Genomic DNA, 10921 nt, shown 5'->3' with positions numbered 1-10921 from the left:
CATGAAAAAAACAGCCACACTTATAGTAATATTTATCATTAGTTTTATCGTGTTTGCTTTGTTAAAAACGCCCGCTGCTGTGGCGCTTAACCTTGCGAGTAAATACGTGCCTCAAGACGTACAAATAGGCAAAGTGTCAGGTACTGTGTGGCAAGGCCGAGTAATGCAACTTCGTTATCAGGGGGAGCAAATTAATAGCTTAACATGGGACATCTCTGGTTGGGCGTTATTTACAGGACAGCTTAAAGGTAATGTTAAGTTTGGTAATGCACGTGAAAAGACGGATATATCCGGTCGTGCAGATTTTAGCTATGGTTTGTTTAATCAAGCTATAACATTGTCAGATACAACACTGCGTTTAACTGTTGAGCGAGCGATGATGCGCTTACAGTTACCTTTGCCAATCAATGCCAAAGGACGAGTGATTGTACAATTGGATGAATTTTCTTCAGGGCAACCGTATTGCAATGCATTACAAGGTGAGATTTCTAGCCAGAATATTGATGTTCAAGGTTTATCTGGTTGGTTTAGCATTGGCCCTCTTAGCGGCCAGTTAAGCTGTAAATCAGGTGATGTTGCAGTGTTGGTTGATCCAGATAATCGCCTAGGGCTCGCAGCCGATGCAACACTCAAAGCGAATATGAACTTTAAGGTCGCAGGGTATATAAAACCTGACGCGTCACTACCAAAAGAAGTGCATGATGCGACTAAGTTTTTAGGCCGTGCTGATAGCGATGGCCGTTTTCCATTAAATTTTTAAGTGTTATTGAGTTATCTTATGCAAATACCTGAATTTACTCTGCAACATAGTCAGCAACTAAGTGCATTTTTAGCGAGCCGAAAAGGCGCAATGACATTGCCGCAAAGCCAAGGTTATTTATTCGCGATAATATGTTCGCCCGAGCCGTTAGATGTTCACGAGTGGCTTGAGCAGATAATACCTGATACACAAGGGCAACTAGAGGAGCAGATGTTATTCTCCTTTATGGCTATGTACCACCAAATTAGCGAGCAAGTCTACGAAACGGGTTTTAAACTCCCTGTAAGCTTGCAAATAGGTGCTGATAATGAAAACTACCTAGATTTACATGAATGCCAACAGTGGTGCTTGGGGTTTGTACACGGCTCGCAATCTTATGTTGATAAGTTAATGCAAGCAGGTTCACTTTCCGTTGAGTTAAAAGAAGCATTGCAAACAGCTTATGCGAGTTTGGGATTTTTTGCTCTAGAGCCTGAAGTGATAGCAACAATTGCTCAACAAAATCAGTTAAGCGATGCGCAACTGAGTCAGCAGCAATATGAGTTAATGGGTGATTTTGCACTAGGTTTTGCTGAACTGATAGAAATCATTGCAGTACAAAGTGGCTTATATACGGATGAGGAAGACAGCTGGAACTAGGGCGTGTTGACCTTTGTGGATTGAAATTCGTTCAATCTAGGGGCTATTTAATCGCGGCGCGAGGTTTGTAACCTAGCAGGCTAAGTAAAAACCGAGCAAAGCTTGTACGTCCTGCTCACGCCTTTACCTACATCCGTGTAGGTAACAAAGAGTCAATCCCCCTAGGGTATATAGCAGGGGATACCTGCTATATTAGATCAAGTATGATTTCAGTACAGTTTTGCGGGCATTTAGCGATGCCTTTTCCATGCTGCTGAGTTTTTAAATCTAACGTCAGCACTCCTTGGCACTTTTCGCACTTCACGGTCTGTCCTTTAGCGAGCTTTTTCAGCAAGTTTTTATGCTGGTTAAACGACGCGCTGCTTTTTTTTGTTAATGCTGAGAAATCCACTATTTAGCTCTATTTTCTATCAGTGACTCGGATACGATAGAACATACTGTAGCTAGACGATCTTCATAAAAATATAAATTAAGGTCTTTACTATTACAGTAACGCGTATGGAACAACTGCAGTTGCTCATCTGTTTTTAAGGTATCTTCTAGATACTCGCGCTCAGATCCTGATAGTGTGAGTGCAGAGCTAATTCGGCTTTTAGCCATGCTAGCACCTCTACCTCGGTTTATATTTCCAGCATCACTGAGTACGCCAACACCTTCCCCTAATAGTTTTTCTCTAGGTTCTTTTATCATTGGGTGGTCGATAGTAAATAACGCAAGTATTACAACAACAAGTACAAGAAATTTCTTCATATGAATAAACTTTGATCTAAGCGGGTATGAATTGACCACTAGTGTAATAAAATGCACCTTTGTAAAGCAAGTAAGTTAGGTGAATAAATTATTAGCATTGAATTTCAGTTTTTCTAAATAGAGTTGGTATAATGCTTATGAACAATTAGATTTTTCAGAAATCTCTGAACATAACGAAGCGCTATGTCAGTTTCTGCACTATTTTTAGTATGAGCTTTCTATATTTTATTTATTGAATAAAGCCATATGATTGTTCAACTTTCATTCTCCAAGCGGCGTTGAGGAACTTCGATGGAAAAGCAAATAAAAGTAAAGAACATACCTTCTGAGGTGAAGATCGAGAAACCAGATCTTAATGCCCCACAAGATAGATTTAACCCCCGAAACCGCATTTATGTGCGTGCAGTAACTGGTTTACACCAACTGCTAAGGCAGCGTATCGGTTTTCTTGGCATGTTAGCGTTTATGGCGTTGCCATGGATAAACTTTAATGACCAACAAGCCGTGCTATTTGATTTGATGGGTCAAAAGTACAATATATTTAGCCTAACGTTATGGCCGCAAGACTTTACTATTCTTGCTTTTATTTTAATGCTTGCCGCATTTGCATTATTTTTAGTGACTACCTTCTATGGCAGAGTGTGGTGTGGCTATACATGCCCCCAAACAGTGTGGACCTTCATCTTTATTTGGTTTGAAGAGAAATTAGAGGGGACTGCCAATAAGCGCAAAAAGCTTGATCAGCGGCCGATGGATTTCGATAAGCTGTGGCGAAAAACAGCTAAACATACGAGTTGGATTGCATTTTCGCTTTACACTGCACTGACATTTGTTGGTTATTTCACACCTATCCGAGAGCTACTTCCTGATTTTATCACCTTTAATGTGGGTGGTTATGCGCTTGTGAGTATTTTAGTATTTGCAGCGTGTACATACGCAAATGCGGGATGGATGCGTGAAATTATGTGTTTACATATTTGCCCCTACTCACGCTTTCAATCAGCAATGTTTGATAAAGACACCTTCACCGTTAGTTATGACGAAACTCGCGGCGAGAATCGTGGTCCTCGTAGCCGTAAAGACGATCCTAAAAATCTAAACCTCGGTGACTGTATTGACTGTAACTTGTGTGTTCAAGTATGTCCGACCGGTATCGATATTCGAAATGGCTTGCAGGCAGAATGTATAAACTGTGGTGCGTGTATTGATGCATGTGATGGTGTGATGGATAAAATGAGTTACCCACGCGGGCTTATTTCATACACGACGGAGCGTAACTTAGAAACGCCGGATAACAAAACAAACCCATTGCGACCTAAAATTATTGGTTACATTGTGATTCTAGTTATATTAAGCACTGCGTTGGTTGCAAATATAGTCATGCGTAAACCGATGGACTTAGATATCATAAGGGATAGAAATCAGCTTTATCGAGTCGATTTTGATGGTTTAGTTGAGAATACATACACCCTTAAAGTAATTAATAAAGCGCAATACGAGCAAAGCTTTAATATTAAAGTTGAAGGGTTGGAAAACTTTAAATATATAGGCAAGCAAACTTTCACTGTGCAGGCCGGTGAATCACATAATGTACCATTATCACTAGTAATGGACCCATATGATTTGAAAAAGCCTATGACCGAGTTTAATTTTATCTTATCGCCAGTGGATGAGCCGAGTTCACAAATTTCGCAGCCGAGCAACTTCTTTAAAGCACGATAGTTAAGTACACTATCACTTAATAAAAAGCGGGATTTTCCCGCTTTTTTATATTGATGAGAATTATGAGTAAATTTAGCTTTGTAGACTTAACCCCAGATTCAATTTTAGATGCCGTTGAAAGTATCGGCATTTATGCCGAGTCTGGCTTATTAGCATTAAATAGTTATGAAAACCGTGTTTATCAATTTAAAGCTGAAGATGGCAATCGCTATGTTGTTAAATTTTACCGACCTGAGCGCTGGAGCAAGGCACAAATACTAGAAGAGCACTTATTTGCAGCGGAGTTAGCTGATGCCGAGGTGCCAGTTGTTGCGCCGATTAGTCGTAATGGTGAGAGTTTATTTGAACATGACGGCTACTTGTTTACGCTGTTTCCAAGTGTTGGTGGACGTATATTTGAAGTTGATAATTTAGATCAGCTTGATGTACTTGGGCGTTTGATAGGCCGAATGCATCAATCAGCAAAAGTCAGTGAATTTAGTCACCGGCCTACAATTAGCTGTGATGAGTATTTAGATACAGCTAAAATTCAGCTTCAAAACAGTAACCTAGTGCCAAGTAGCCTAACTACAGCGTTTTATACCATTTTGGATATGGTGATCGATAAGACCAAATCACTCTATCAACAAGTCAGCACAATACGCCTGCATGGAGACTGCCACGCAGGTAATATTTTGTGGGCGGGTGATGCGCTCATGTTTGTAGATTTAGATGATAGTCGCCAAGGTCCTGCTATTCAGGACTTATGGATGATGCTAAGTGGCGATCGAAACAACCAACTGTTACAGTTAGATACCTTGGTGGCGGCCTATGAAGAGTTTTGTGATTTTGACCACTCTCAGCTTAAATTGATTGAACCATTACGTGCTATGCGTATGATCCATTACATGGGATGGTTAGCTAAACGCTGGGATGATCCTGCATTTCCACGGAACTTTTCGTGGTTTGCGGATGACAAATACTGGGAGCAACAAATTTTAGCATTAAAAGAGCAGTATTCTGCACTACAAGAACCAGCGCTAAAATTACTGCCATAAATAAATTATTTTAAAAAAGTGAATCGAGAGTCCAATGCTTAAAAAATTAAAACTGAGTCTTCTACTTTTATGTTTACCCTTTGCAGCTATGGCCGCAGACTTTAAAGCGGGTGATCAATATGATGTATTGAATATTGAAAAAAGCAAAACGCCCCAAGTAACCGAGTTTTTCTCATTCTATTGCGGACATTGCTTTAAGTTTGAGCCCGTCGCTAAAGCGATCGAAAAAAGCTTGCCTGAAGGTGCTGAGTTTATTAAAAACCATGTAAATTTTCTTGGTGGTTTAACACCACAAGTGCAAAGTAACTTAAGCTACGCTTATATCATTGCTAAACAGCATAATAAAGGTGAGAAAATTGCGGATCAAATCTTCAACAGTATTCATGTTCAACGCGCACCGCTTGATAACATTAAAGATGTTAAAAAGTTACTTGAAGTGAATGGTATTGATAATGATACATTTAATAGCGATATTGCCAGCATGCCAGTTATTTCAGCTGAGCGTGCTATGCAAGATAAGCAAAATAAATATTCTGAAATGGGCGCTTTGACCGGCGTACCAACATTCATCGTAAACGATAAATATAAAATAAATATCAATACCATTAAGAGCCAAGAGCAGCTTAATGAGTTAGTAGAATTTTTATTAGAACAATAATTTTTTGGAGTTAATTGATTATGATTAAATTAGTTAAAGCAGGATTACTTGCCTTATTGCTACCTTTGGCGGCAAATGCGGCGCCAACGACTTACGAAGAAGGCGTGCATTATGAGATTGTCTCTGAGCGTGCGAGCAAAAAACCTGAAGTAAAAGAGTTCTTTTCATTTTATTGCCCAGCGTGTAATAACTATGAAGCGCTACTGGCTGAAGTTAAACCAAAATTAAATACAGGCGTTGAGTTCAAAAAAAGCCATGTGGATTTTGTCGGTGTGCGAGACCCAGAAAATCAGCAAATGATCTCTCAGGCTCTAGCAACAGCTGAAGTGCTACCACAAAAGGATGCATTGATTGCCGCTATGTTTAACCATATTCACGCCAAGCGCGCAAAGTTTAACGAATTAGCAGATATAAAAGATGTATTTGTTGCCCAAGGTGTTGATGGCGACAAGTTTGATAAAGTTTATAAGAGCTTTTCAGTGCGTACTATGAGCTCGAAGATGAAACGCGATCAAAATTACTATAAAGAAAAGGGCGCACTACGTGGCGTACCAACCTTTATCGTCAATGGTAAGTATAAGCTTAACTTAGGTCGTGAAACAGGTATTACAGAACCTGATGACATTAGTAAACTGATTAACTATTTAGCTGCTAAATAGCTAAATAGCTAAATAGCTAAATACAAAATTATGATGAAAGCCCCGGATGCGGGGCTTTTTTGTTTATAGAGATGCATGATGGAAAAGATTTTCGTATCGAGTTGTTTGTTGGGCGCCCCCGTACGTTATGACGGTAAAGGCCAGGCATTAAAACACCCCCAATTAGCCACTTGGCAGCAGCAAAAAAGAATCGTTTCTTTTTGTCCGGAAGTTGCTGGTGGCTTACCAATTCCACGAGCCCCTGCAGAGTTAAAGTCACAAAAAGTAATAACCAAAAGCGGTGAAGATATGACTGCTGAGTTTGAGCTTGGTGCTCAAAGAGCGTTACGCTTTTGTAAGCTAAACCACATTCGGTTTGCATTACTAAAAGAGTCGAGCCCGTCATGTGGGCGAAATAATATCTACGACGGCACGCATAGCGGTATAAAAATCATAGGTATGGGTTTAACTGCGGCATTATTAGAGCAAAATGATATAAAGGTATTTAGCGAAATGCAAATACCAGCGCTGTTAAAAGCACTGGCACAGGAAGTATAGCTATTTTATCAAAGCGCCTTTTTTTGTAAAAACACGCCCGACTCAATATGATGGGTGTATGGGAACTGATCAAAAATAGCGAAACGTTTGACGTCATGCGTACGGGTTAAGTGGTCTAAATCGCGTTCTAGTGTCTCAGGGTTACACGAAATATAAATAATGCTCTCGTAATTGGCGACTAAATCACATGTTAATGTATCCATGCCTGCGCGTGGTGGATCTACTAAAATAGTTTGACAATCGTAGCTGGTTAAATCAATCCCTTCTAACCTAGAGAATGTACGCTCGCCGTTCATTGCTTGCGTAAACTCTTCACTCGACATACGAATAATATCTAAATTGGTTACATTATTTTTAGCAATATTATATTGCGCCGAATGCACCGATGACTTAGATATTTCTGTTGCCAATACACGGTTAAATGAGCCAGCTAGCGCAATTGAAAAATTACCATTGCCGCAATAAAGCTCAAGTAAATCATTCTTAAGAGGTTTACATAAATCTTGTGCCCACTCCAGCATTTTGATGTTCACTTGTGCATTGGGTTGAGTGAAGCTATTTTCTACCTGCTGATAAATAAGCGCTTGGCCATTAACCGTTAAGTGCTCGGTTACATAGTCAGTGCCTAGTACTTCTTTTTGTTTACGCGCGCGACCAATAAAGTCAATTTTAAATGAATGGCTTAGCTTTTCTTTTAAGGCTTTTATTTCAGCCATCCACTCTTCATCAAGTGGCTTGTGGTAAAGTAAACTTACTAAAATTTCACCACTGAGAGTCGATAAGTAGTCAATCTGAAACAGTTTGCGGCGCAGGATTTCACAGTCTTTAAGATTATCAATCATCGCTTTCATTACTTCACCAATTAATGGCGCAGCAGGGTCAAACTCATCGACCCTAATTTTTTCTTTTGTTGCTTGGTCAAACATGATGTGAAACAGATCGTCGCCATCATGCCAAACTCTAAATTCAGCTCGTTGACGGTAATGAATTGGTTCAGAGGCAAATACGTCTAGTTGTTCAACACCAAAGCGTTGGAATTGCGCAATGATACGTTGCTCTTTTTCTGTTAATTGTGCATCGTATTCAGTTGTATCTATCTTTATAACCGCCATTACCTAATACCTTATCTCATTATGCTGTTTATCGGCGCTATTGTAGGGGGCAGAGAGTATTTGTCTAGTTTTGAGTAATAGTAAATGCTGTTTTTTTGTACGTATCGCTTTAGTTATTCGTTTTTAGGCCGATAATGAAGTAAGCAGAAATAGGAGTCGGATCATGAAAATTGGTAACTTTGGCTTTGTTCCAAATAATAATGTCAATAAATACAGCAATAAAGGCGCATTGCAGCAGCCTACAATACAATCCCCCCAAGATAGCTATCAGCAACGTGGTAAAGAATTAGCTGCAAAAGTATTGGGAGATAAAATGGCTGAAGCCTTAGGTTTGCCGATCGCTGAAGAGAAAAAAGACAAGCCACTGTTTGATTTTGATGAAATTGTCAAAAATGTGCTTAGCTTTGTTACTGGCGCAGTTAAAAAGGCACAGGTCGATGGCGCAGACAATGAGAAATTAAAAGGTATGCTTGATGACGCACGTAAAGGTGTGCAAATAGGTATCGATGGCGCGTTTGAAGAACTAAAAGATACCGGCATCTTAAATGATGAAATTGAAGAAGGTATAGAAAAGTCAAAAGAGGGCATTTTTAATGGCCTCGATGAATTTGAAGATGACTTATTTAATCCCAAGCCAGATTCAGTAAGTGTTACGCAGGCGCAATATTTAAGTTTAAGTAATAACGCGCAATATAACTTCACGACCGCAGAAGGTGATGAAGTGAGTATTAGTTTTGCCGATGCATTCAAACAGCAATCAGCAAGTAGTTATCAGCGTAATGGTCAAAATGAAGGCTATGCGAGTGAATCATCGCAATCACGAGAGCTATCATTTAGCATGTCAGTCAATGGCGATTTAAATGAAGATGAGCAAGAAGCCATTAACGCCCTTATGGAAGACCTACAGAGTGTCAGTAAAAAATTCTTCGGTGGTGACATGGAAGATGCATTTGAACAAGCTAAAGAGCTAAATCTAGGTAATGAACAGCTGGTGGCATTTTCAATGGATTTAAAGCAAACCAAAACGTTCGCGGCAATAAAAGGCTATGAAGAAAATAAGCCTGCGCCAGAAAAAGCAATTACCGAGAAGGTCGCGCCATTTAACAGTGATTTAAAAGATGCATTTAATAAAGCAGGTGATCTTGCATTGCAAAATGAGCTGTCAGGTATTTTGCAATGGTTAAATCAAGATCAGGAAGAAGTCGGCAAGCTAGTTGATTATACCAAGGCCATGTTTGAACAAATGAACAAGTTACGCTCAGCAACACTAGAGGGTGAAGCTTAAGCTTTATTTTAGAAGATGTGCATGGCAAACTGGTCAGCTTAGGTTTAGTTTGGAGCGAGTCGTTTGTCAGCACATATAATGGTATTTGATTCTGGAATAGGGGGGACAACCGTTCTTGAGCATATTCAGAAGCAGCTCCCATATGCACGCATTAGCTATTTTATGGATAATGCATTTTTACCCTATGGTAAATTGAACCAGCAAAAAATTATTGAACGCCTCAGAGGTTTACTGCACTTTATCGAAGTGAACTCACTTAGCGTTGATGTGTTAGTTATAGCATGCAATACGGCATCCACTTCAGCATTGAGTGCTATTCGATCATTAACACACATTCCTATAGTAGGCGTAGTGCCTGCCATTAAACCTGCCGCAAGTATCACGAACAGTCATCACATAGGCCTACTCGCAACACCAGCAACGATAAGCAGCCCATATACACAGCAATTAATCGAAGACCATGCTTCATCTATCACTGTTAGTTTATATAGTAGTGTCGCGTTAGTCGCTATTGCTGAATATACCTACTTAAATGGAGTGGTCGACACAGACAAGTTAAACGCCGAGCTTAGAGAGTTATCAATTAATCAAAGTATTGATGTTTTGGTATTAGGGTGTACGCATTTTCCCATTTTAGCGTCGGCGATTCATGCATTTTATCAAGGCAGCATTAAATTATTAGATTCGGGAGCGGCGATAGCAAAGCGGGTAGAAACTGTGCTTATAGAGAAAAACTATTCCTTAAACAGCAAAGTTACTTTTGATCACAAAAAAAAGCCGCTGCATTATTATGCAACGGCTTCTATTGTCATTGATGAGCAACCGGTGGAGCTAGTTACACTGACTGATCCGATTCAGAACGAAAAGAGTTAGGCTCGTCATCTTGTTTTTGTTTTGCTTCACGAACTTTCAACGTACGTTGTTGGAACTCGCTATCGTTTAACTTAGCAATTGCATTATCAGCATCTGACTCTGCCATTTCAACAAAACCAAAGCCGCGGCGCTTGCCAGTATTTTTATCCTTTAATAAACGAACATTAAACACTTTACCTTGCTCTTCAAATAAAGCACGAACAACACCTTCATTTGCACGATAAGGAAGATTGCCTACATAAAGTGTTTTTGTCTTTACTTCGGCTTCTTCTAAATCGTCAGACGACATTGCAGCAATAACAACACCACCAATTAGTAAACCAGCACCAAATAACAGTGCAGGACTTAATTGTAGGCTTGAAAGCGCAAAATTAACTATAACGAAACCAATAACAGCAAGGATAACTGAAGAGATAAGAGATTTTTGATCGGGTAATTTCATTTTTGATCTACCAATAAACAGGAAATAAACATTAATTTAACATTGCGAACTTGCTATCTTAACGCGATAAATGAACATAGCAATGGTATTTATGTGAAATTATCTAATTTAGCTTAAAAAAACAGCTCTGTAGTAGGCGTGAATTATCATTTTAAGCCGATTAGCACGCTTTTTGAGCGAACAGTCAAAATATCGAAAAAAAGTGTTGATCTGTTTTTGGATCTCCCTATAATGCGACCCCACTGAGACGGGAAACGCCAACGCATAGCGAGGCGCGGACTTATCAGAGAGTTAAATAAAACTTCGGTTTTAAATATTCAAAAAGAAAATTTAAAACAAAGTATTGACTCGAAAAATAAAGGGTGTATTATTCGCATCCCTTGAGTCGCTAAAGCGAATCAAAACGTTCTTTAACAATATAAAGCAATCATCTGTGTGGGCACTCGT

At 39.5% G+C, this 10921-nt stretch carries 12 protein-coding genes; 9 read left to right on the top strand and 3 right to left on the bottom strand.

Annotation, left to right across the window (positions count from 1 at the left end):
* The first annotated feature begins 1 nt into the window (after nucleotide 1).
* Nucleotides 2–760, top strand: a complete 759-nt coding sequence (locus HJP15_RS21055) for a type II secretion system protein N (RefSeq protein WP_054206842.1) — start codon at nucleotides 2–4, stop codon at nucleotides 758–760.
* 18 nt (nucleotides 761–778) lie between these two features.
* Nucleotides 779–1399 (top strand): UPF0149 family protein, encoded by a 621-nt coding sequence (locus HJP15_RS21050; protein ID WP_169328465.1) that lies wholly within the window; start codon nucleotides 779–781, stop codon nucleotides 1397–1399.
* Nucleotides 1400–1789: 390 nt separating this feature from the next.
* Here the strand turns inward: HJP15_RS21050 and HJP15_RS21045 are convergent, their stop codons facing one another.
* Entirely contained in the window at nucleotides 1790–2149 is a 360-nt protein-coding gene (locus HJP15_RS21045; protein WP_054206845.1) for a hypothetical protein, read from the bottom strand.
* Between the two features lie 291 nt (nucleotides 2150–2440).
* On the opposite strand from HJP15_RS21045, the gene ccoG reads away from it, so the two are divergent.
* The 5 genes from ccoG to HJP15_RS21020 all read left to right on the top strand — a co-directional run bounded on the left by ccoG (nucleotide 2441) and on the right by HJP15_RS21020 (nucleotide 6762).
* A complete protein-coding gene (ccoG, locus tag HJP15_RS21040; protein WP_054206846.1) occupies nucleotides 2441–3871 on the top strand; it encodes a cytochrome c oxidase accessory protein CcoG in 1431 nt (476 codons plus the stop codon).
* Between the two features lie 62 nt (nucleotides 3872–3933).
* Nucleotides 3934–4908, top strand: a complete 975-nt coding sequence (locus HJP15_RS21035; protein WP_054206847.1) for a serine/threonine protein kinase — start codon at nucleotides 3934–3936, stop codon at nucleotides 4906–4908.
* Between the two features lie 34 nt (nucleotides 4909–4942).
* Nucleotides 4943–5566, top strand: a complete 624-nt coding sequence (locus tag HJP15_RS21030) for a thiol:disulfide interchange protein DsbA/DsbL (protein ID WP_054206848.1) — start codon at nucleotides 4943–4945, stop codon at nucleotides 5564–5566.
* 20 nt (nucleotides 5567–5586) lie between these two features.
* On the top strand, nucleotides 5587–6225 hold the full coding sequence (locus HJP15_RS21025) for a thiol:disulfide interchange protein DsbA/DsbL (RefSeq protein WP_054206849.1): 639 nt from the start codon (nucleotides 5587–5589) through the stop codon (nucleotides 6223–6225).
* A gap of 78 nt (nucleotides 6226–6303) precedes the next feature.
* Nucleotides 6304–6762 (top strand): 2-thiouracil desulfurase family protein, encoded by a 459-nt coding sequence (locus HJP15_RS21020; protein WP_054206850.1) that lies wholly within the window; start codon nucleotides 6304–6306, stop codon nucleotides 6760–6762.
* 8 nt (nucleotides 6763–6770) lie between these two features.
* Here HJP15_RS21020 and trmA read toward each other — a convergent pair whose 3' ends face one another.
* Nucleotides 6771–7874, bottom strand: a complete 1104-nt coding sequence (gene trmA, locus HJP15_RS21015; protein ID WP_054206851.1) for a tRNA (uridine(54)-C5)-methyltransferase TrmA — start codon at nucleotides 7872–7874, stop codon at nucleotides 6771–6773.
* Nucleotides 7875–8037: 163 nt separating this feature from the next.
* Here trmA and HJP15_RS21010 point away from each other — a divergent pair, with 163 nt between their 5' ends.
* Nucleotides 8038–9159: a DUF5610 domain-containing protein gene (locus HJP15_RS21010; RefSeq protein ID WP_054206852.1), complete on the top strand. Its 1122-nt coding sequence runs from the start codon at nucleotides 8038–8040 to the stop codon at nucleotides 9157–9159.
* A gap of 63 nt (nucleotides 9160–9222) precedes the next feature.
* The gene (murI, locus tag HJP15_RS21005; RefSeq protein WP_170174572.1) at nucleotides 9223–10032 is read left to right on the top strand and encodes a glutamate racemase; all 810 of its coding nucleotides are present in this window, start codon (nucleotides 9223–9225) and stop codon (nucleotides 10030–10032) included.
* Here the strand turns inward: murI and HJP15_RS21000 are convergent.
* Entirely contained in the window at nucleotides 9995–10474 is a 480-nt protein-coding gene (locus tag HJP15_RS21000; protein WP_054206854.1) for an RNA recognition motif domain-containing protein, read from the bottom strand. The two genes, murI and HJP15_RS21000, sit on opposite strands and share 38 nt — an antisense overlap.
* Nucleotides 10475–10921 lie beyond the last annotated feature (447 nt).

This window comes from Pseudoalteromonas sp. NEC-BIFX-2020_002 (assembly GCF_013002825.1).
Lineage (GTDB): Bacteria > Pseudomonadota > Gammaproteobacteria > Enterobacterales > Alteromonadaceae > Pseudoalteromonas > Pseudoalteromonas neustonica.
The sequence above is the reverse complement of the archived record's forward strand: the minus strand, read 5'-3'. Positions and strand labels throughout refer to the sequence as shown.

What these genes read in the sequence shown, in the direction of transcription:
- HJP15_RS21035 (WP_054206847.1), top strand. Translation starts at nt 3,934, where the DNA reads ATGAGTAAATTTAGCTTTGTAGACTTAACCCCAGATTCAATTTTAGAT.
- HJP15_RS21055 (WP_054206842.1), top strand. Translation starts at nt 2, where the DNA reads ATGAAAAAAACAGCCACACTTATAGTAATATTTATCATTAGTTTTATC.
- trmA (WP_054206851.1), bottom strand. Translation starts at nt 7,874, where the DNA reads ATGGCGGTTATAAAGATAGATACAACTGAATACGATGCACAATTAACA.
- HJP15_RS21010 (WP_054206852.1), top strand. Translation starts at nt 8,038, where the DNA reads ATGAAAATTGGTAACTTTGGCTTTGTTCCAAATAATAATGTCAATAAA.
- HJP15_RS21000 (WP_054206854.1), bottom strand. Translation starts at nt 10,474, where the DNA reads ATGAAATTACCCGATCAAAAATCTCTTATCTCTTCAGTTATCCTTGCT.
- HJP15_RS21030 (WP_054206848.1), top strand. Translation starts at nt 4,943, where the DNA reads ATGCTTAAAAAATTAAAACTGAGTCTTCTACTTTTATGTTTACCCTTT.
- HJP15_RS21020 (WP_054206850.1), top strand. Translation starts at nt 6,304, where the DNA reads ATGGAAAAGATTTTCGTATCGAGTTGTTTGTTGGGCGCCCCCGTACGT.
- ccoG (WP_054206846.1), top strand. Translation starts at nt 2,441, where the DNA reads ATGGAAAAGCAAATAAAAGTAAAGAACATACCTTCTGAGGTGAAGATC.
- HJP15_RS21050 (WP_169328465.1), top strand. Translation starts at nt 779, where the DNA reads ATGCAAATACCTGAATTTACTCTGCAACATAGTCAGCAACTAAGTGCA.
- HJP15_RS21045 (WP_054206845.1), bottom strand. Translation starts at nt 2,149, where the DNA reads ATGAAGAAATTTCTTGTACTTGTTGTTGTAATACTTGCGTTATTTACT.
- HJP15_RS21025 (WP_054206849.1), top strand. Translation starts at nt 5,587, where the DNA reads ATGATTAAATTAGTTAAAGCAGGATTACTTGCCTTATTGCTACCTTTG.